The 21,247-nt window shown below is 56.7% G+C and carries 18 protein-coding genes and 1 pseudogene; 10 read left to right on the forward strand and 9 right to left on the reverse strand.

Annotated elements, in window-relative coordinates; genetic code table 11:
• Positions 1-97 precede the first annotated feature (97 nt).
• Together N018_RS13380 and N018_RS13385 are read right to left on the reverse strand one after the other, a co-directional pair.
• Positions 98-1,372, reverse strand: coding sequence for a glucarate dehydratase family protein (locus N018_RS13380; RefSeq protein WP_025389932.1), 1,275 nt, complete (start codon positions 1,370-1,372; stop codon positions 98-100).
• Between the two features lie 19 nt (positions 1,373-1,391).
• Positions 1,392-2,735 (reverse strand): MFS transporter, encoded by a 1,344-nt coding sequence (locus tag N018_RS13385; protein WP_024643422.1) that lies wholly within the window; start codon positions 2,733-2,735, stop codon positions 1,392-1,394.
• Positions 2,736-2,874: 139 nt separating this feature from the next.
• Here N018_RS13385 and N018_RS13390 point away from each other — a divergent pair, with 139 nt between their 5' ends.
• The 4 genes from N018_RS13390 (at position 2,875) to N018_RS13405 (ending at position 7,554) form a co-directional block, all read left to right on the forward strand.
• Positions 2,875-3,774: a LysR substrate-binding domain-containing protein gene (locus N018_RS13390; RefSeq protein ID WP_025389933.1), complete on the forward strand. Its 900-nt coding sequence runs from the start codon at positions 2,875-2,877 to the stop codon at positions 3,772-3,774.
• Positions 3,775-3,912: 138 nt separating this feature from the next.
• Complete coding sequence (locus N018_RS13395; protein WP_025389934.1) at positions 3,913-4,605, forward strand: hypothetical protein; 693 nt, start codon at positions 3,913-3,915, stop codon at positions 4,603-4,605.
• 191 nt (positions 4,606-4,796) lie between these two features.
• Positions 4,797-6,767 (forward strand): putative bifunctional diguanylate cyclase/phosphodiesterase, encoded by a 1,971-nt coding sequence (locus tag N018_RS13400; protein WP_025389935.1) that lies wholly within the window; start codon positions 4,797-4,799, stop codon positions 6,765-6,767.
• Between the two features lie 76 nt (positions 6,768-6,843).
• On the forward strand, positions 6,844-7,554 hold the full coding sequence (locus N018_RS13405; RefSeq protein ID WP_025389936.1) for a GntR family transcriptional regulator: 711 nt from the start codon (positions 6,844-6,846) through the stop codon (positions 7,552-7,554).
• On the opposite strand, the gene N018_RS13410 is transcribed toward N018_RS13405, so the two are convergent.
• The 3 genes from N018_RS13410 to N018_RS13420 form a co-directional block, all read right to left on the reverse strand.
• A complete protein-coding gene (locus tag N018_RS13410; RefSeq protein ID WP_025389937.1) occupies positions 7,555-8,505 on the reverse strand; it encodes a PDR/VanB family oxidoreductase in 951 nt (316 codons plus the stop codon).
• 79 nt (positions 8,506-8,584) lie between these two features.
• Positions 8,585-9,649, reverse strand: coding sequence for an aromatic ring-hydroxylating dioxygenase subunit alpha (locus N018_RS13415; protein WP_024643428.1), 1,065 nt, complete (start codon positions 9,647-9,649; stop codon positions 8,585-8,587).
• 141 nt (positions 9,650-9,790) lie between these two features.
• Positions 9,791-10,690, reverse strand: a complete 900-nt coding sequence (locus tag N018_RS13420) for a LysR family transcriptional regulator (RefSeq protein ID WP_025389938.1) — start codon at positions 10,688-10,690, stop codon at positions 9,791-9,793.
• Positions 10,691-10,818: 128 nt separating this feature from the next.
• Here N018_RS13420 and N018_RS13425 point away from each other — a divergent pair, with 128 nt between their 5' ends.
• From N018_RS13425 to N018_RS13440, 4 genes are all read left to right on the forward strand, one after another.
• Positions 10,819-11,574, forward strand: a complete 756-nt coding sequence (locus tag N018_RS13425; protein WP_024643430.1) for a gamma-glutamyl-gamma-aminobutyrate hydrolase family protein — start codon at positions 10,819-10,821, stop codon at positions 11,572-11,574.
• Positions 11,575-11,701: 127 nt separating this feature from the next.
• Entirely contained in the window at positions 11,702-12,250 is a 549-nt protein-coding gene (locus N018_RS13430; protein ID WP_024643431.1) for a cupin domain-containing protein, read from the forward strand.
• A gap of 246 nt (positions 12,251-12,496) precedes the next feature.
• Positions 12,497-14,101, forward strand: coding sequence for a hybrid sensor histidine kinase/response regulator (locus N018_RS13435; protein ID WP_025389939.1), 1,605 nt, complete (start codon positions 12,497-12,499; stop codon positions 14,099-14,101).
• A gap of 361 nt (positions 14,102-14,462) precedes the next feature.
• Positions 14,463-15,482, forward strand: a complete 1,020-nt coding sequence (locus N018_RS13440) for a hypothetical protein (RefSeq protein WP_025389940.1) — start codon at positions 14,463-14,465, stop codon at positions 15,480-15,482.
• Positions 15,483-15,612: 130 nt separating this feature from the next.
• Here N018_RS13440 and N018_RS13445 read toward each other — a convergent pair whose 3' ends face one another.
• Positions 15,613-16,416: a phosphatase PAP2 family protein gene (locus tag N018_RS13445; protein ID WP_024643434.1), complete on the reverse strand. Its 804-nt coding sequence runs from the start codon at positions 16,414-16,416 to the stop codon at positions 15,613-15,615.
• A gap of 404 nt (positions 16,417-16,820) precedes the next feature.
• On the opposite strand from N018_RS13445, the gene N018_RS13450 reads away from it, so the two are divergent.
• Positions 16,821-17,504, forward strand: a complete 684-nt coding sequence (locus N018_RS13450; RefSeq protein ID WP_025389941.1) for a histidine phosphatase family protein — start codon at positions 16,821-16,823, stop codon at positions 17,502-17,504.
• Between the two features lie 8 nt (positions 17,505-17,512).
• Here N018_RS13450 and N018_RS27770 read toward each other — a convergent pair.
• A pseudogene (locus tag N018_RS27770) lies at positions 17,513-17,717 on the reverse strand (LTA synthase family protein); the annotation flags it as partial.
• A 253-nt stretch (positions 17,718-17,970) separates the two neighbouring features.
• On the opposite strand from N018_RS27770, the gene N018_RS13455 reads away from it, so the two are divergent.
• The gene (locus N018_RS13455) at positions 17,971-19,446 is read left to right on the forward strand and encodes an ArnT family glycosyltransferase (RefSeq protein ID WP_025389942.1); all 1,476 of its coding nucleotides are present in this window, start codon (positions 17,971-17,973) and stop codon (positions 19,444-19,446) included.
• 23 nt (positions 19,447-19,469) lie between these two features.
• Here the strand turns inward: N018_RS13455 and N018_RS13460 are convergent, their stop codons facing one another.
• Both N018_RS13460 and arnF read right to left on the reverse strand, forming a co-directional pair.
• Entirely contained in the window at positions 19,470-20,864 is a 1,395-nt protein-coding gene (locus tag N018_RS13460) for a UDP-glucose dehydrogenase family protein (RefSeq protein WP_025389943.1), read from the reverse strand.
• A complete protein-coding gene (gene arnF, locus N018_RS13465; RefSeq protein WP_025389944.1) occupies positions 20,842-21,246 on the reverse strand; it encodes a 4-amino-4-deoxy-L-arabinose-phosphoundecaprenol flippase subunit ArnF in 405 nt (134 codons plus the stop codon). Before arnF ends, N018_RS13460 begins: the two co-directional genes overlap by 23 nt.
• Between the last annotated feature and the right edge of the window lies 1 nt (position 21,247).

Raw genomic sequence — 21,247 nt, forward strand, 5'->3', positions numbered from 1 at the left:
GCGGCGGAGTTTAACAGGTGCTTAGACGGGAGGGGCTACGACTACACTACGTCCACATACTGTTTGCGCCGTATCAGAAAATCCTCGTGGCAGATGCTCAATACCTCGGCTTCACGGCCTTCCAGTCCGGCTGGTACTTCTGCATCTGCTTCACATCATCGCGCTGACGAATGCCGCAGCTGTGGTATTGGTCATTCAGCTTGCCCAACTGGTCGTAATCCAGTTCAAGGCCCAGGCCAGGTGCGCGGGTGATACTGACGCAACCGTCGACAATCGGCAGTTTGCCGCCTTTTATCACTTCCTCGTCCGGTTCCTGCCACGGGTAGTGCGTGTCGCAGGCGTAATCCAGATTGGGCACTGAGGCTGCCACGTGAGCCATGGCCATGAGGCTGATGCCCAAGTGCGAGTTGGAGTGCATCGAGACACCGACGCCAAAGGTGTCGCACATTTTCGCCAGCACTTGGGTGTCGCGCAGACCGCCCCAGTAATGGTGGTCGGCGAGCACAATCTGCACGCTGTCGAGGGCCACGCTACGGCGGAATTCGTCGAAATCGGTGACCACCATGTTGGTTGCCAGCGGCAGGCCGGTGCGCTTGTGCAGTTCGGACATGCCGTCCAGGCCTGGCGTCGGGTCTTCGTAGTACTGCAAATCATCACCCAGCAGTTCAGCCATGCGAATCGAGGTTTCCAGCGACCAGTTGCCGTTGGGATCGATGCGCAGCGGATAACCGGGAAAGGCCTTTTTCAACGCCTTGATGCACGACACTTCGTGTTCCGGTCGCAGTGCGCCGGCCTTGAGTTTGATGCTCTTGAAACCGTAGGTATCGATCATGCGCCGGGCCTGCGCGACGATCTGTTCCTCGTTCAGCGCTTCGCCCCAGCTATCCGGCTTGTAGGGCGCATCGGCGTGTTGCGCATATTTGAAGAACAGGTAGGCGCTGAAAGGAATCTGTTCGCGAATCGCACCGCCCAGCAGGTCCACCAACGGCATGTTCATCGAACGCGCCTGCACGTCCAGAAACGCGACCTCGAAGGCCGAGTAAGCATTGCTCACCGCTTTGCTGGCGTGTGAGCCTGGCGCCAGTTCGGCACCTGCCAGGCTGGCCGGTTTGTGCGCCGCTACGGTGGCCTGAACGATGCTGCGCAACTGGTTCAGGTTAAAGGGATCAAGGCCCAGCAACTGGTTTTGCACTTGTTGCTGAATCGCCAGTGCCGGTGCATCGCCGTAGCTTTCACCGAGGCCGATGTAGCCATTATCGGTCTCTACTTCGATGATCGAGCGCAGAGCAAAGGGTTCGTGGATACCGCTGGCGTTGAGCAGCGGCGGGTCGCGAAAGGCGATAGGGGTGACGGTCACACGTGTGATTTTCAAAGGGTGGTCTCCCGGGATGTCAGGGCTTGAGGCTGGAAGGGGTCGCGAGTGGGGCGGCAGTGTGCGGCCCGGTCAACCCGGCTTTCGGTGGGTGACGCGTGTCGCCTCGCGGGGTGGTACGTGCGAAGAAGATCACCACGGCAGCCAGCAGCGAAGTGGCGGCAAGCCCATAGAGGCCACCCTGGATCGAGCCGGTGGTCTGCTCAAGAAAGCCGAAGGTCGTGGGTGCGACGAAGCCGCCGAGGTTGCCGATGGAATTGATCAGCGCGATGACCGCTGCGGCGATGCGCGCATCCAGATAGCCCTGCGGGATCGGCCAGAACAGCGCCGATGCGGCCTTGAAGCCAATGGCGGCGAAACAGATGGCGACAAACGCGAAGACAGGCCCGCCAATGGTGGACATGAACATGCCGAGCGAAGCGATCACCAGTGTGACGGCGACCCATGCCTGTTGGTGCTTGAAGCGTGCAGCGAGGGCGGCAAAGCCATACATGGCGACAATCGAGATGATCCACGGCACCGAGTTGAACAGCCCGACCTCGAAGTCGCTGAAACTGCCCATCTTGCGGATCATGCTCGGTAGCCAGAACGTGGCGCCGTAAATGGTCAGGGCTATTGAAAAATAGATGAAGCAGAACAGCATGATTTGCCGGTCCGCCAGCAACCTGAACAGGGTCGGCCGCACAGTCTGCGTGGCCTCGCGCAGCCGTTGTTCTTCGGCAATCGCGCTGGTCAGCGCAGTTTTTTCTTCATCGCTGAGCCAGGTCGCTTCGTGCGGGTGTGACTGCAACCAGAACCAGACAAACCCGCACAGCACGATGGAGGCGAAGCCCTCGATCAGGAACATCCATTGCCAGCCGTGCAGGTTCAGCCCTTCGACGCCCAAGAGTGCGCCCGATAGCGGGCCGGAGACCACCGAAGCAATCGCGGAACCGCTAAGAAACAGCGCCATGGCCTTGCCGCGATCAGCCGAAGGAAGCCACTGCGTGAAGTAATAAATAATGCCTGGAAAGAAGCCTGCTTCAGCCGCACCCAGGATAAAACGCAGTACGTAGAAGCTGGTTTCGCCCTGCACGAAGGCCATGGCCATGGCCGCTGCGCCCCAGGTAAACATGATGCGGGTCAGCCAGGCGCGGGCGCCATAACGTTGCAGCAGCATGTTGGACGGCACTTCAAACAGCGCGTACCCGACAAAGAACAAGCCTGCGCCCAGCCCATAGGCCGCAGCACCAATGCCCAGATCGGTTTCCAGATGACTGCGTACAAAACCGATGTTGACCCGGTCGATATAGTTGACGATGAACATCACCACGAACAGCGGCAGTACGTGGCGTTTCACCTTGGACGCGGCACGGGCTAGCACCGTGACGTCCGTAGCGTGAGGGACGGTATTCAAGAGGCGACTCCCGTTCATTGTTTTTTTGGGGATGAGCCGATCATGGACTCACTGATTATTCCCGTCTAATCTAGTTACTGACTTGATTGATACCCGGAATGAATCAATGTTTGAGCTTTCCCAGCTTCGCTGCTTCACCACGGTGGCCACCGAGCTGAATTTTCGGCGCGCCGCCGAACGCCTCAATATGACTCAGCCACCCCTTAGCCGGCAGATTCAGCTACTGGAACACAACCTGGGCGTTGAGCTGTTCACCCGCAGTACCCGGAGCGTCGCCTTGACTGCCGCAGGCCGGGCCTTTTTCATCGAGGCGCAGACCTTGCTGGAGCGCGCGCAGCAAGCGGCGATGTCGGCGCGGCGCTTTGCAGAAGGCGATATCGGTTCGGTGACGATCAGCTTTGTCGGCAGTGCGGTGTATGAATTTCTGCCCAGGGTAATCGCCGAAGCGCGGCTCAAGCAGCCGCAGGTCAAGATTTCCCTGACTGAAATGAATACCTATCAGCAGCATGAAGCGCTCAGGGCCCGGCGCATTGATCTGGGGATTATGCGTGCGCCGCTGTTTCAACCGGGTTACGAGAGCGAGTGCCTGGTGCGCGAGCCATTTGTACTGGCGGTGCCGGGGAATCATCCGTTGGCCCATGCACAGTCGGTCAGGGTTGAGGACCTCGATGGTGCGCCGTTTTTGATGTACTCGCATTCGGCCTATCCACCGTTCAACGAACTGCTGACCGGTATGTTTCGTTCCGCACGAGTGGCACCGGAGTATGTCCAATGGCTGGGATCGTCACTGACTATTCTGGCGCTGGTCAACGCCGGGATGGGGCTGGCTCTGGTTCCGCGTTGCGCGACCAATGTGGTTTTCAAGGATGTAGTGTTCCGCGACATTGATCTGGGCGAAGGCGTGCAGAGTGAGTTGCATCTGGCCTGGCGCTCGGGCAATGACAACCCGGCCTGCAGGATGCTGCTTGAAGCGATCCGCGCAGCGGTCAGGGCGGATGAAAGGTGAAGCGAAAGGCCTTGCACTGCGTGGGCATCAACTATCATTGGTTAAGTCGATAGTCATCATTAAGCAAGGCAAGTTTTGTTTTTCCGGCAAAGGAGGAGGATGGCGTCATAGCCACTTGCTCCAAAGGGAGACGCTGCGATGAGAATGTTCAATCGGTTGACGCTTGCTGCCGTATTAGCCACTGGCTTTGCGATCAGTGCGCCAGTCAACGCCGCAGTTTCTCCTGCATTTGTCTCCGCTGGACAGTCTTGCCACTTCACGCCGGTAGTCGACAGCGCCGCCAGCCTTCAGCACAGTCAGTCCGTTGGTGTGCTGTACAGCGAGAACACCGTCAGCAACCTGCAATACCTGAATAACTACCACTCGGTCGCGCTCAGAAGCGGCCAGAACGGCGCACTCGATTCGCGCATTCGTAACGCGTTCATCAACAGCTCTGATCCGAAACTGGCCACCGACTGGCTGATTGGCTCATTGCAGAAGCAGTTCGCCACCGTGACCGTCTACGACAATCTGGATGCGTTGATGAAGGCACGTCCCGACGTGATTGTGATGCTCGACACTTACAACCGTCTGGTCACCAAACGCAACAGTCAGGTTGACGCGCGCTTCATGGCTCGTTTCTACGATAACAACCTGCAATACATCGGCAAGGCAGAAGGTGAGGTAGTGCGGGAAATGACGTCGGTCTGGGTGCAGGGCAAGGCCGCCCCGGAAATCGCCGCGCAGATCGACCAGCAGCGTGAGTTTCAGGTCAATGCCCTGAAACAGTTTGATGCTTCGCTCAAAGCGTTGGTGGTGCAGGCAGATCGTGATCAGGTCGCGGCTAATTAGGTCTTCTGCCTGAGCATGCAAGGCATTTTCACACTGGGCATCCAGGAAATAGAGGTGTTCAGGTGTCTTGTTCAGTTCATCAAATCGATGCATGGCTGCTTTTCGCTGTAAAGAATAAGCCACACCTGCCGAGAGCATGATGAGCGGCATACCACTTGCGCGCTTTAAATGTGGTAACGAGAAGCCTTCCGATGCCGAGAAAACGATTGGGTGCCTTGCGCATCCTGATGTCTGTGTCCAACGATAATCCAAGGCTTTTGCAGGCCCAGTATGTTGCGTTGTCCCGTCAACTGCCGTTGATGTACTTCGTGCTGTTGGTCAATACCTGGGCATTGGCCTACACCCATTTATTGATCGCACCCAAGTGGCTGACCCTGATGGCTCCCGCGCTGCTGACGGTTATTTGCAGCATCCGTGCGCGCAAATGGTTGCTGACGGTCAACAAACCAACGCCTTCGCCGCAGCTCATCCTCAAGACATTGCGTGGCACCAACGGTCTGGCTGGCGTCATCGCCGCCGGGTTTGCAGCCTGGTCACTGTCGCTTTACCCCTATGGAGACGCTTACGCGCAGGCGCATGTCGCCTTTTTCATGGGTATCACCGTTATCGTATGCATCTTCTGCATGATGCACCTGCGGCCTGCTGCGTTGACCACAGCAGTGGTCGTCAATACGGCGTTCGTGATCTTCTTTGCCTCTTCCCACAATCTGACGTTTATCGCCACCGCCGTGAACATCGTGTTGGTGTCGATCAGCATGTTGATCATTCTTCAGTATCAGTACCGCGATTTCACCAGACTGGTGGACGTTCAGGTCAAGACCGAACAACTGGGCAACGAGAACCTGCAACTGGCTAACCAGGACAGCCTGACCGGCCTGCCTAACCGCAGGCAGTTTTTTCAGACGCTGGATACCGCGATGCAGCAAGCCGTGCATCAGCAGACAGGGCTGGCGGTGGGTGTTCTGGATCTGGATGGGTTCAAGCCGGTCAATGACCTTTACGGGCATCGCACCGGCGACCGGTTATTGATACTGGTGGCCGAGCGCCTGATGACAGCGTCAAGTGACACTGTGCATGTATCGCGTCTGGGCGGTGACGAGTTTGCACTGGTCATGAAAGGCGATGTCAGCAAGGAAGCGCTCGTGGCATTCGGCAAGCGATTGTGCGACCTCATGCATGAAAGCTTTGAACTGTCGGATATGCCGATCCAGATTGGCGCGACGCTGGGCATGGCAACCTTTCCCGGCACTGCCGATAACGCGACACAGCTGTTCGAATACGCCGACTACGCGCTGTATCAGGGCAAGAACCACAATCCCGGAACAGCCTGTCTGTTTTCGGTCGCTCACCGTGAACAACTGCACGCTGACGGTATCACTGAGCAGGCACTGCGACGGGCCAATCTCGACAGCGAGTTCCACGTGCTGTTTCAGCCGATCATCGAAAGCTGCACCCGTGAAACGGTAGCCTTCGAAGCCTTGGCGCGCTGGAACAGTCCGGAACTCGGTCCGGTGTCGCCTGCGCAGTTTATTCCGATCGCCGAACGTATCGGCATGATCAACAAGCTCACTGCACCGTTGCTGACTCAGGCGTTGCAAAAAGCGCTGTCCTGGCCGGCGCCAATCAGGTTGTCATTCAATCTATCGGCGCATGACTGCGCGACCTGCGAAAGCGTCAATCTGATTGTCGGGATCATCGAGACCAGCGGCTTTGATGCTTCTCGGCTGGATCTGGAAATTACCGAAACGGCCATCATGCAGGACATCGCTCAGGTGCAGCAGGCAATTACCCAGTTCCGCCAACTGGGTTGTGGTATTTCGCTGGATGACTTCGGCACAGGTTATTCGAGCCTCAGCCAGTTGCACGCGCTGGCCCTGACCAAGCTCAAGATCGACCGCAGTTTCGTCACAGGCGTACACAACAATCCGGCCAGCTACAAGATTGTCAAATCGCTGGTCGCGCTGAGTCTGGACATGTCCCTGGGCTGTGTGATCGAAGGCGTTGAAACGCAGGACGAGCTGAACGCATTGACTTCTCTGGGATGCACCTTGGTGCAGGGCTTCTTTTACAGCCCGCCGATCAGTTTCGAAGAGACTCTGATCTGGCTCGACACACCGGATAACGAGCGCACATTCGGTGGCGCCGCCTCCTGCCGGATCTGATTTTGGCGTGCTTGTCGCCTTTACCCGCGTGCGCGTGGGTTAATATGCCTCCTTCGATGCTTTGGGAATCCCTTTTATGACCAAGCCCGGACAGACTGTCCTGGTCGCGCTGCGCAAGATGATTGCGTCGGGCGAGCTGGCGGCTGGCGAACGATTGATGGAAGTGCCGACCGCCGAGCTGTTTGGCGTCTCGCGCATGCCGGTGCGCATCGCGTTCCGCACGCTTGAACAGGAAGGGCTGCTGGTGCCGTCTGGCGGCCGCGGTTTTCAGGTGCGCTCGATCAGTGCGCAGGAAATCGCCGGGGCAGTGGACGTTCGCGGTGTGCTGGAAGGCCTGGCAGCGCGGCAGATGGCCGAGCGCGGGGTGACACCTCAAGCCAGGGCTGAGCTTGAAAAGTGCCTGGTGCAAGGAGATGAGTTGTTCGAAAAGGGCCATGTCACTGAAGACGACCTTGAGCTCTATCACGACATGAACATGCGCCTGCACCGGATCATCGTCGAAGGCAGTGGCAACCGTGCAATCGCTGATGCCCTGGCCCGCAACGATCATCTGCCCTTTGCTTCGGTCACCGCGTTGGCGGTGGACCGTAACAATCTGATTCGTGAGTACCGTCGGTTCAATTTCGCGCACATGCAGCATCATGCGGTGGTCGACGCCTTGATCAATGGCGAAGGTGCACGTGCCGAAGCGATCATGCGTGAGCATGCCAACGCCACGCTGCGCTACGCCGAGATTTTCGGTGCTGGCATGCATGAACGCATCAAGGTCATCCAGCGCGCAGACTGATCAGATGTCGAGCACCAACAACGGGGTCTTCGAGCGTGAGCAGCAGGGCGTGAACTGGTCGTTGAGCGCCTGTTCTTCTTCACTCAGAAACAGGTCGCGGTGATCAGGAACGCCTTTCAAGACGCGTGTCAGACACGTCCCGCACACGCCTTGCTCGCACGAAAGAGGGATATCGATACCCTGGCTTTCCAGCACCTGAGCAACAGTCTTGTTGGCCGGGATGGCGATTACCTGGCCGGTACTGGCTATTTCGATTGAAAAGCTGCCGTCAGTGCTGGTGTCGATCGGCTCTGCGGCAAAATATTCGCGATGCAGATGGTCTTCAGGCCAGCCTGCGGTGCGCGCGGTGTCGAGGATGTGCTGCATGAAGCCGCTCGGCCCGCAAACATACAGATGGGTGTCGGGTTCAGGATTGGCGAGCACTTGCGGGGCATTCAGCGCGGTCTCCGGTTGCTCATCCAGATGCAGCGTTATCCGGTCGGCGAAAGCTGATTGCTGCAGACGTTGAATGAACGCACCTCGTTCGGCAGAACGGACGCAATAGTGCAGCTCGAAATCGGCGTGATCCTGTGCGAGCTGTTCAGCCATGCACAGGATGGGCGTGATGCCGATACCGCCTGCAAACAACACGCTGCGACGCGCGCCCTGAGTGAGCGGAAACAGGTTGCGCGGTTCGCTGATGCGTAACTGCGCACCCGAGTGGATCATCTGGTGCAGGCTCCTGGACCCTCCACGGGAAGCCGGGTCGTTGAGGACGCCGATCAGATAGCGGTGACGCTCGTGGGGAGGGTTACACAGTGAGTATTGCCGGATCAGCCCGTCAGGCAGGTGCACGTCGATATGGGCGCCGGCAGTGAAGGGCGGTAGCGGCTCGCCATTGGACTGCACCAGCTCGTAGCTGCAGATATCCAGCGCTTCGTCGTTGCGTGATGACACAGTCACGTCAATCATGATGTTTCCTCGGGTGACCGCAGCAAGGGTCACTTCTGCTTGTTTTCCGGGCATTTCGGCGTAGTGATTCTCGTGACTGTCATTTAGTCGCCATCACGGGAATCTGCTCGCCTGTGGCATCCTGCTCGGCATCGATCAATCGTTGTAAAATCTTGCGCGACTGCACGCCACCCGCGTCTATGTTGAGCTTGAGAAGGTTGCGATGAGGGTGCTGGAGCAGATTCTGTTGCTGGCGTTCGAGCATCTCCAGGTCTTCGCTGAAAATCTTGTGCTGGCCTTTGAGAATGGTCGTGGTCAGTGCTTCGTCGGCCGGATTGAAGTTGCGTGCCATGCCCCAGAAGTACCAGATAGAGGTGTCGGTTTCCGGGGTGATGAAATCAACAACGATGCTCGATGCCTTGAACTCTTTCGGGGCGTGATAACCACCTTTGCCTGCATGCGCAACGCCCACTTCGATCATGACGTGGCTGGGCGGAGTGAAGCGGCAGATCTGCCAGCGATCAACCGGCACGTCATCGGCCAGGTTGTTGCCACGCAGTGCCATCTTCCAGAACGGCGGCGGCATGATGTTTTCCATGTGCCGTGCAGTCACCACTTCTTCGCCTTCAACCGTGGTAACGGGCGGCGCTTCGTCGATTTCCTTCTGGCCAATGCTTGATGCATGCACATAGGTTTCGTGGGTGAGGTCCATCAGGTTGTCGATCATCAGACGGTAGTCGCACTGAATATGAAACAACCCGCCGCCATACGCCCAGTCGTCGCTGACCGCCCATTCCAGATGGTGAATAAGCGCGGGATCTGCCTTTTCCCGGTCGCCTGGCCATACCCAGATAAACCCGTAGCGCTCTACAGCGGCGAACGTCTTGTTGCAGGGAAAACCGCGTACCCGCTGGCCAGGCATTGAAACCGTCTTGCCGTCACCGCCCATTGTCAGACCGTGGTAGCCACACACCAGTTGCCCGTTCTCCACGTAACCCAGCGAAAGCGGAGCACCGCGGTGTGGACAGAAATCCTCGACGGCGGCGATCTGCCGATTCTGGTCGCGATAAAACACCATTTTTTCGTTGCAGATCTGGCGTCCCAGTGGCTTGTCGGTGATTTCATCCGCTGTACAGGCGACGTACCAGGCGTTTTTGGGGTGCATGAGGGTTCTCCACGGCTAGATTATTGGTCTTATGGATCCATTGGCGATGTGCTTGCGATTACCTTGCGTTCATTAATGCCATAGCAGTGGAGTAAAGCCAATGATTAATTAGGTTAACTATTATTTAATGGATCCACCATGTCACGTGCCGCTACTAGCGTTTTCAGCTGGGAGAAGGGCCTCGCGCAACAGCGGCGCCAGCGCTTCAAGCAAGGTCTGTACACAACGCAGCGCACGACAATCCGGACGCGTCAGCAGCCAGAGGTCAGTGCGGCAGCCGATCAGCGGTTCGCTAAGGCGGGACACACCTGCAAGGCCTTTAACCGTGAAGTCGGTCATGGCGGCCACGCCGAGCCCGGCGGCGACCAGTTGCGAAACGGCGGACATGCTGCTGCAGCGGTAGCGCGGCACGACCGCCGGGAACGCCTGTTTGCGCCAGATTACCGAGGTGTGATCCGGCATCGAGTCATCAGGGCTGATCCATGGCACGGAGGCGGGATTTTTCTCCAGTGCATCGCGAAATTCGGGGCGACCACAGATTGCATAGTCGGCGCTCCCCAGGCAACGGCCGATCAAGTGTTCGGATGGCGTATTGGTCAATCGCAAGGCGATGTCGGCATCGCGGCGGCTGAGGTTGGCGAAGGCGTTGGAGGTGGACAGTTCAAGCGTGATGGCGGGGTATTGCGGCATGAAGCGGGCCAGCGCGGGTAACAGCAGGCTGTGCAGTACTGCATCGGTACAGGTCAGTCGCACCGTTCCGCTGATGACCTGCTGACCTTGATGCAGGGCAACGCGCGCAGCAGCGAGCGCCAGCTCCGCATGTTCAGCCTGTTCGGCCATGGCCTGTGCGGTATCGGTGGCAATGTAACCGCGTCGGTTTTTTTCGAACAGCGCCGTGCCCAGTGCCGCTTCGAGGCGACGTATCGAGCGGAATACCGTAGAAATGTCGACATGCAGCAGCTCTGCGGCCCGCGCCAGCGTGCGACCGCGTACCAGGGCCAGCACCAGTGCAAGGTCCGCGTGAGTGATTTCATATTGCATTGCTGCACAGTTCCTTTGCTGGATTGCCTATGTAGATTGCGTTCACGACTATCCTAGACTGGTTTCATTCATACTGGTTAGCAACGTGCCTGCACGCCAGTTATTAGACTTTCAGACAGGACTCAAGTATGTCGCGACCCCCTTTGATCGGTGTCACCGCCTGCCGCCAGCAGTTGGGCAAGTATTCTTCTCACACCGCAGGCGATAAATACGTCGAAGCCGCAGCCTTCGCAGGCGTACCGGTCATTCTCCCGGCACTCAATGTGCCGATCGAACCTGAGCAGCTGTTGGCATCGCTGGACGGGCTGCTGTTCACCGGCTCGCCATCCAATGTCGAGCCGCGTCATTACAACGGCCCGCCCAGCGCGGAAGGCACGGCGCATGACGTTTTCAGGGATCGCACTACGCTGCCGCTGCTCAGGGCAGCCATCGCACAGGGTGTACCGGTGTTATGCATTTGCCGTGGCTTTCAGGAGTTGAACGTGGCATTGGGCGGCAGTCTTCATCAGCGGGTGCAGGACCTGCCGGGATATCTGGACCATCGCGAGCCGCAAAGCGAATCGCTGGCTGTGCAATATGCGCCGCAGCACGCAGTGTCCGTGCAACCGGGCGGTTTGTTGGATGCGCTGGGTCTAGCACCTGGCTTCGAGGTCAACAGCCTGCACAGTCAGGGCATCGACCGGCTGGCAGCCGATCTTAGCGCCGAAGCGCTGGCGCCGGATGGCCTGGTGGAGGCGGTTTCGCTGCCGGGTGCGCCAGGGTTTGTACTGGGCGTGCAGTGGCATCCGGAATGGGAATTTCTCGACAATCCGGTATCGATGAGCCTGTTCAAGGCGTTTCGCGACGCATGTCTTGCCTACGCCCAGCGCCGTCAGGGCGTGTGACACGATCAGCTGCTGAGCTGCGCTGGCAAACGTGATTTAATATCCGCATTGAGGCTCCCGGCTGATGGTCAAACCATTGTGTCGGGAGTCTGCCTCTTTCAATGGATATTCTTCTTACAAGGCCACTATGGATACGGGAGCACGACTGAAACTGGTGCGTGAAAGCTACAAGCTGTCGCAACGCGAACTCGCCAGACGCAGTGGTGTGACCAATGCCACCATCTCTCTGATTGAACAGAATCGTGTGAGCCCTTCGATCAGTTCCCTCAAGAAGTTGCTTGAGGGCATCCCCATGACGCTGGCGGATTTTTTCACATTCGATCAGCCGCCAGGTCCGGATCAATACGTCTTTCGTGCAGGCGATCAACCTGATCTGGGCCGTAACGGGGTGCGCCTGCTGCTGGTCGGGGCAACTCTGCCCAGTCGGCAGATGCGTTTTCTGCGCGAGCAGTATGCGCCGGGTGCCGATTCGGGTGAGGAGCCCATTGTCCACAGCGAGGGCGAGGAGTGCGGGCTGGTGATACGGGGCACTGTGGAACTGACCATCAATGGTCAGGTGAACATTCTGGGTCCCGGAGACGGTTACTACTTCCCGACCACGCTGCCGCATCGTTTCCGCAATATCGGCCAGGACGAGGCCGAGATCATCAGTTCCAACACGCCTGCGAACTTTTAAGCAGCTCGAGGTGCTGCTCGACGGCTCCTATGAGCGGTTCTGACGCAACGACGGGCTTGTTTCGATGACTCAATCCTTCCATATGGATAGCAAAATCCCGCTCAAACGGATTTCACTGAACTATTTTGCAATCCATACGAATATTTATGTGTTTTTATCGCACAACCCAGAACCCTTTTGAGTGGGCACCAGTCCTAGCTATTAGGTAGCTGCTCTCATTCATTTAATAGCCATGGAGTTTCTGGAGTGTCGGAAAATAAAGCCCGTGTCGATATCTTTGCAACGGGAGATATCCAGCATAAAGGGCGGGATATTTTTTTCGCGGCGGTAGAAACGACCCGAATGCCGATGATCGTGACCGACCCTAATCGGCCGGACAATCCCATTATTTTTTCCAACCGTGCGTTTCTGGAAATGACTGGCTATTCATCGGAAGAAATCATTGGTACCAATTGCCGGTTTCTACAGGGTCCGGAGACCGATCTGTCTGTGGTGCAGTCTATCCGCGACGCGATTCGCGAACGTACCGATATCTCCGCAGAGATTCTCAATTATCGCAAGGATGGTTCGTCCTTCTGGAATGCGCTGTTCATTTCACCCGTCTATAACGACGCGGGCGATCTGATTTATTTCTTTGCGTCACAACTGGATATCAGTCGCCGCAAGGACGCTGAAGAAGCCTTGCGCCAGGCCCAGAAAATGGAAGCCCTGGGGCAGCTTACCGGCGGCATTGCTCACGACTTCAACAACCTGCTCCAGGTCATGGGCGGCTACATTGATCTGATTGGCAGTGCTGCCGAGAAACCCAGCATTGATGTGCAGCGTGTTCAGCGCAGTGTGCAGCACGCTAAATCAGCGGTAGAGCGTGCCAGTACTCTGACCAAACAATTGCTGGCTTTCGCCCGTAAACAAAAGCTTCAGGGCAGAGTGTTGAACCTCAACGGACTGGTTTCCACGACCGAGTCCATGCTTGAACGCACCTTCGGGCCGGAAGTAACCATCGAAACCGATCTTGAGCCAGCACTCAAGAACTGCCGCATAGACCCGACGCAGGCAGAAGTTGCCCTGCTGAATATTTTTCTTAATGCCCGGGATGCGCTGATTGGCAGGGCCCACCCCAAGGTGTGCATCGAGACGCGCAACCTGGTGGTTGAAGAACTGATCAACGTGTCTTATGACGGTTTGTTGCCGGGACGCTATGTCAGCATCGCGGTGACCGACAACGGTATAGGAATGCCCGCCAGCATCCGTGACCGGGTGATGGACCCGTTTTTTACTACCAAAGAAGAGGGCAAAGGCTCCGGGCTGGGCCTGTCGATGGTGTACGGCTTCGCCAAACAGTCGGGCGGTGCCGCGCGTATTTACACTGAAGAAGGTGTTGGCACAACGCTACGTCTATATTTTCCGGTCGATGAGGGTGGGTTGACCCACACTGAGTCGTCTCAGGCAGTAGAACGGCGCCTTGGCAGCAGTGAACGTATTCTTATTGTTGAAGATCGCGTTGACGTTGCCGAGTTGGCAAAGATGGTGCTGGATGACTACGGCTATGTGTCCGATATTGTGCTGAATGCCCGTGAAGCATTGAAGAGATTCGAGTCCGGAAGCGTGTATGACTTGCTGTTTACCGACTTGATCATGCCGGGCGGCATGAACGGCGTTATGCTGGCCCGGGAAGTCAAACGCAGGTACCCGAAGGTCAAGGTGCTATTGACCACAGGGTATGCGGAAAGCTCGATCGAACGAACCGATCTCGGCGGTTCCGAGTTCGACGTAATCTCCAAACCGTGCCTGCCCCACGATCTTGCCCGCAAAGTTCGCCAGGTGCTGGACGGCCCGAACGGCATTGCCTGAGTGTGGTTCCATGCGTCATTGAACAGCCTGTTCTGCATCACGGCGGGCTGTAGTTTCAATATTGATCAATGGTCTTTTCAGGCTGAACGATTTCGCACGCTCTGTTTAAGTGTCGTTTATGCCAATAGACAACGGACAACCCTTGTCGACGCTACATGATCCATTCCCCGCATGCGCCATTATTGGCAACTCATGGGCCATGAGTGAAGCATTAGGTTCCATTAACCTGAACGCTAACTCCACGTTTTCAACAGCTGAAAAAGTTAAAAGAATTTTAAAACTTCTCGCGCATCGCTTGAGTCATTGAAGTGTACACCAAACAATTTCGCGTTCACTGCCAATGACTCAAAGGACGACTATTATGATTCGCGACGACCGTATCGCCCCAGGTGCCCCTGTGTACCAAGAAACTCATGCAATGGCTCCGCTGCTTAAACGCATTTCCTGGAGTGCGATTCTTGCCGGTGTAGTACTGGCGATGGTTGTTTCGCTCTTGTTGAATTTGTTGGGTACTGCCATTGGCAGCGCCAGCATTGATCCGATGCAGGAAGCCAATCCACTTTCCGGTATCGGCGCCGGCGCAGGTATCTGGGTAGTGGTTAGCTCGGTCATCTCGCTGTTCGTTGGTGGTTGGGCTGCAGGGCGTCTGGCTCAGCGTGAAGGTGCCTTCCACGGTCTGCTGGTATGGGCATCGGTGTCGCTGATTACTGTTTATCTAGTGTCCAGCGCAGTCACAGGCGTGGTGCGTGGCGGCCTCAATCTGGCAGGCAGCGGCATGTCGGCACTGGGCAGCGGTATTGCTCAAATCGCTCCTGCGGTTGGTGGCAAGATTCAGGACCAACTGCGCGCACAAGGCATTGACTTCAATCTGGACGATATCCAGGGCGAGATCGAAACTGCAATGCGCCAGACTGGCAAGTCTGAACTGAACCCGGACACCGTCAAGCAAGAGGCGCAAGCCACTCAGCAGGATGCGCAGGACACCGCTAAACAAAGCGCGCAGAACCCTCAGCAAGCGGATGAGCAGCTGGGCGGTTTGATGGATCGCATCAAGGCCAAAGGCGACCAGGCCTGGGATGCTGCCGATCGTCAGGCGCTGGTCAATCTGATCAAGGCGCGAGGCAACAAAACCGACGCTGAAGCCAATCAGATCGTTGATCAGGCTCAAGCCAGCTACCGTCAGGCTTACGCCAAATATCAGGAACTGAAAGCTCAGGCAGAACAGAAAGCCCGCGAGGCGGCTGAAGTCACTGCCAAGCGTGTTTCCCAAGGTGCCTGGATTCTGCTGATCACTCTGGTGATTTCGGGTCTGGTAGCTGCAGGTGCCGGTGTACTGGGTCGCCGTACTCAGCCGCCAGCCAAGGTGGTTGCTGCTATTTGATGTAACGCAAACAGCTTGAACTGAAGTACCGGATGGGGAGCGTTTATCGCTCCCCGTTTTTATTCCGGGATATGTTGGCTGACAGGTGAGCAGTGAGAGTCAGTACATGATTAACGCTGGCCCTTACAGCTTAGTTGAGCGGTTTTTCAGGCGCAGGTTCGATTGGTTGCGCCAACTGCCGCCAGCCATAAAAGGCAAGCGCAGTGAGCAGCGCGCCGAGCCAGACAATGACTCCGGCCCAAAGCGTGTGGGACATGAAGTGCCAGCCCTGAACCACCCGTGTTGTGCCGTAGATCGCACCCAGTAGGGTCGATGCGTAAAGAATGACGTTTGCATGGCGCCAGCAATAGCGGCGTGCAATGAAATACAGTGCCACCATGGTGAATCCACCAGAGGCATGGCCTCCTGGCCAACACCGCCCAGCACCAGCCTCATGAAACAGGGTGAAGTTCTCGAACCATTCCTTTTTCTCCATCGCACCGCCGTACAGAGTGGTTTCCACCGGGCAGTAGATACTTGTATGACTTTTGAAAAAGTGAATCATGCCGGTGATCACGGCGAAAGAAACCACGATAAACAACAGATCCCGACGATGACGAGCAGTGAAGCGTAGCAGTGGCGCTGCTCGAAGGGTCTCCAGCAGGCCGATCAGTCGATCATTGCGTCCCGGCTTCAGCAGCGGCCATATAAAGGACAGCACCAGCCCGATAACCGCCGCTTCGCCCGTCCAGTTTGGGATAATCCGGGGCCAACGATGGGTCAGGTTTTCAAAAAGGCGATCATGCTGAAAGGGAAAAACCTGATGGGGGTAGTACAGCCAGTTGCTGATGGCTTCATCGAGCGAAGTAAGGTCGAAAACGACAAACGTCAGCAACGCTATAGCAAGGGGCACACCGAAGTTCCACGCATAAAATCTTGATTTCTCGCTTCGCACTCTTGTTATTCCATAAAAGTCGAATGTCAGCCCAGCGGCACCTTTAGTCGGTAGCGCGATGGAATCGATACGACTACCCTCCCGCTCAATGCAAAGCGGTCACAAAGCCGCTTGCAAAGTACGGCAGATATCACGGCAGTCGGCACAAGAAGATAGCAGTATTTCAACGCCGCTAAATGTATGTTTATTTCACGCGCCTTTGCCGCCACTTGGCCTACTGTGGCAGCGATAATGCTTATGCAATGGTTGTGATTGCCCGCGTGAGCGATAACCGCCATGCCAGCATTTTTTTCACATCTCATTGACCTGGTCAGCACGCTGCGCTGCTTAACCTTGCCGAGAATGACGTACTGAATCGGCAGGGAGACGGTTCTTCGAAAGATCAATGTAGTCGGAGCGCAGTGATGAGGCAGGAAAGTGGTTCTACTTTCACAAGAGCCACCCCCCACGCATCATTTTGGGGTGGTAGGGTCAACGTTGTTGTGACTGTCGCTGCTGTTATTATTTTTCTGGTGCTTTTGACCGGTTACACCTATTGGCCGCGCTCGCCGGTTCATCTTGTTCAGGGCGACAGGATGGCCTTGTCCGGCCTGTACGACAGCTGGGAGAAGGGGGAGGTGATGGTACTGGTACGCCATGGCGAACGCTGCGACCGTTCCAGTAACGACTGCCTTGGAGAAAAAGACGGCATCACTCGTTTCGGCAGCTCCGTTTCGGCCGATGTCGGTCGGTCGTTGAGTGAGCTGGGACTTACGCAGACTGATGTGATCACCAGTCCTTTGACGCGCACTGTCCAGACGGCACAGTCGATGTTTGGCCATTCGGTTGAGGCTCAGGAATGGCTATACAACTGTGACGAAACGATGCTGGATAAAGTGATGGCGCACAAATCAGCGAATCGAAATCTGATTCTTGTGACGCACAGCGGTTGCATTGGTCAGTTGGAAAGCCTGCACGGGTATCCGCATGCGGCAACCAGCGAATACGACAGTGCACTTTTCATTTCGCTGAACGGTCAGGGCAAGCCCGTTATCCGCGGGATTATCAACCCCGAAGACTGGAAGAAACACCCGTTTCGTCCGCAGTAATAATCCAGTCAGGGTTGAACGCCATCCGGCTTCCAGCTGAGCAGTTTGTGTTTGAATCCGTAACTCGCGACCTGATAGTAGGCGATGGCTCGGGCAATCAAAGGGTCATCGCGAGTTGCCCTGCTTTCGACACTGTCCCCCCATCCCGTTGTCTTGACGGCACAGGCCTTGGCCAGGGCTGAGGATGGCGAGGTTGCTGCCGTCGAACAAACCTGGCAAACAAATGAGATCAATTCGGCTTGTTGTCAAACCTCTGTAACTATTAACACAGACCCAAAAAAACTATGTGGCTGTTTTCCTGCGCGTGAGTATTGATTGTCCTCAAACGAGGGTGGTTATCACTTTAACCAGCCGTGGAAGAAGTGTTGGCGACAGGTTCAACAATTATTCAACAACACACCGTTTATACTTCAACGGTCTCGACGTTTCTCTGTGTTCATTTCCTCTTCAATCGGGTTTCTCCTTGATGACTTCTCGTACGCTTTCGCTGTCCTTGCTGCTGCTGAGTGTCATGTTGTTTTTCGTCGCGCTGGGAAATCACCAACTGCAAAACTCCACTGAGCCGCGAGTCGCCGGCATCGCCATGGAGATGCACCTGAGTGACAACTGGGTGACACCAATGCTGAACAATCAGCCCTTTCTGGAAAAGCCGCCGTTGAGTGTCTGGCTGGACGCGGCGGCTATCCGTATGTTCGGTGGCACGCCATGGGCGGTGCGGCTGGCTTCCGCATTCGCCGGGCTGTTCAGTGTGTTGTTGCTGTTCCGGATGTTGAGACTGTTTGGTCGGCCAGCGGCGGTGGCGGGGATTGCCGCATTCATGCTCGCCACGCAGGCCAGCTTCTGGAGCAACTCTCGGCAGGTGGGCGAGGATGCACTGTTGGCATTGGGGGTAAGCACTGCGCTGCTGGCCTTTTTTTACGCCAGCGCCGTTCGCAAGAACAAACCGGCAATCGGCGCCTGGCTGCTGTTTTCCCTGGGTATCGCAGTGTCGACCCTGAGCAAAGGGGTGTTGGGGCTGGCGATGCCTGGCGTGGTGATTTTCGCGTGGCTTGTCTGTGAGTCAGTGCAGCACAGGCGCTTGGTCATTACCGACTGGTTGCGTCCGGCGATGTTTACTGTACTGGCTCTGATACCGCTGTTTATCTGGCTTTATCTGCTGTACGGGCAGGGCGGGGTGCCGTTGCTGAAGGAGGTGCTCTGGACCAACAGCGTCGGTCGCTTCAGTGGCTCGTTTGAAGACGCAGGGCATTACGAACCTTTCTACTATTACCTGACCAAACTTCCTGAGGCATTTTTGCCATGGAATGCACTCGTCTATCTGGGCCTATGGCATTTTCGCAAACAACTCATGGCTAACCGTTATTTACTGTTCTTCAGCCTGTGTCTGGCCGCGCAGTTCCTGTTGCTGACACTGGCTTCAAGCAAACGCATGGTTTATCTGATGTCCCTGGCACCAGCAGCGGCGGTGCTTGCAGCTGAATACGCTTTCGTGTTGGGCGAACTCGTTCAGGCGCGCGCTGCACGCTCTGCGATGGCCGCATTTTTCGTGCGAAATCGACGAGTAATTATGACGACAGGTATGTTGCTGGTGGTAGCAGGCTATATGAGCGCGGCGCAATGGCTTGCGCCGCGCGCGGACAAACAGCTGTCATTTCTACCTCTGACTGACAAGGTCCATGCCTTGCAGGTTGAGGGGCGCCATGTCGCGTTGTACCAGCCCAGCGAACGGCTGGCAGGGGCCAGCGTGTTCTATAGTCAGAGCTTGCTGGACACAATGATCTCCAGCAGCGACCTGAGCGCTTTTCTTGAGCGCAGCGAAGATAACGTTGCACTTATGGAAAGTCTGTCAGCGCCAGAGCCGCCGCTGCGGATCATTGACCGCGTCAAGGTCGGAGATCGCACCTACTATTTTGTCACTCAGGCAGCGGCTGCCGCTGATTAACACGACAGCCCGAGCGAGCAGGGTTACACAACCTGACTGCTGGCCAGCGGGTTAAAGGGGGTCCACTGTTTCTGCGGGATCGGCAGGTCGCAAGATTCACCACGGCCGATGGGGAAGTAGTGGAAGCCATGCCTGGCCAGCCGTTCGGTGTCATACAGGTTGCGGCCGTCGAAAATGACCGGCGCAACCAATCGCTGCTCAATGAGCTCGAAATCAGGGGCTTTGAACTGCTGCCATTCCGTGCAGATGATCAACGCATCGGCTTCATCAAGTGCTGACTCAGGCGTGCCCATCAGAATCAGATCCTTGCGATGGCCATAGATACGCTGGGTTTCCTGCATGGCCTCGGGATCGAAGGCCCGTACCTTGGCGCCAGCGGCCCACAACGCTTCCATCAACACCCGACTGGGGGCGTCACGCATGTCATCGGTGTTGGGTTTGAACGCCAATCCCCACAGGGCGAAGGTCTTGCCGCGCAGGTCACCCTGATAGAAGGCGTTGACGCGCTCAAACAGTTTGCTCTTTTGCCGTTCGTTGATGGCTTCCACCACTGACAACAGGTCGTTGGAACAGTTGGCCTCTTTTGCGCTGTGAATCAGCGCACGAATGTCCTTTCCGAAGCATGAGCCGCCATAGCCGCAGCCAGGGTAGATAAAGTCATAGCCAATGCGCGAGTCGGCACCGATTCCCAGGCGCACGGATTCAACATCCGCACCGAGGTGTTCCGCCAGCTCGGCGATCTGGTTGATGAAGCTGATCTTGGTGGCCAGCATGCAGTTGGCGGCATACTTGGTCAGCTCGGCGCTGCGCAGGTCCATGAACATGATCCGGTCATGGTTGCGGTTGAACGGCGCGTACAGCTCGCGCATGACTTTCTGCACCGCCTCGTTTTCGCAGCCTATGACGATCCGGTCCGGACGTCGGCAATCATTGACCGCCGAGCCTTCTTTGAGAAACTCCGGGTTGGACACGATATCGAACTGCAGTAGCCGGCCCGCCTGGCGCATGGCCTTGTCCATGTGCGCGCGCAGGGCGTCGCCGCTGCCGACCGGCACAGTCGATTTTTCAACAATGATCAGTGGTTCGCTACGGTGCCGGGCAATAGCATCACCAACCGCGAAAAAGCCGCTCAGGTCAGCCGATCCATCTGCTCGGGAAGGCGTCCCGACAGCAATGAACAAGACTTCTGCATGCTCTACGGCAGCCTGCTCGTCGGTGGTGAAGTGCAGGCGTTTGTGATCCAGATTTTCACGTACCAGGTTAGCCAGCCCCGGCTCGAAAATATGCACCTGGCCCTGACGCAATTGATCGATCTTGGCCTGGTCGATGTCCATGCAGACAACGTCGTGGCCGACTTCGGCAAGCACGGTTGCCTGTACCAGACCTACATATCCGCTACCGAAAACGCTGATTTTCATTGGAGAAATCCTGAGGTGATGGGCCGGGGATGCGCCGGAGGTTGATGGTCAATACACCTGCCACGATCATGGTGACACCCACAGTTTTCGATACTGTGAATGCCTCATGGAAAAATGGCAGCGTTGCGGCCAGTGCATACACCAGCACATAGCTGATGCTGAGCAACGAATAGGCACGGCTCAGGGGCAAACCCCGAAGGGCGAGCAGCCAGAAAAACATGGAAAGTGCATACGCTGTGATCGACGAAAAAATCACCACAACAGCGTTGAAATCGATCTGTCCAAAGTCCTGTAGCTCGATCCATTGCGCAGGCGAGGGCAGGCGGCTCATGCCCCAGCGCATACCCAGTTGCGCCGAGCTGACCAGAACCACGCTGGCCATG

The organism is Pseudomonas syringae CC1557 (genome assembly GCF_000452705.1).
GTDB classification, from domain to species: domain Bacteria; phylum Pseudomonadota; class Gammaproteobacteria; order Pseudomonadales; family Pseudomonadaceae; genus Aquipseudomonas; species Aquipseudomonas syringae_F.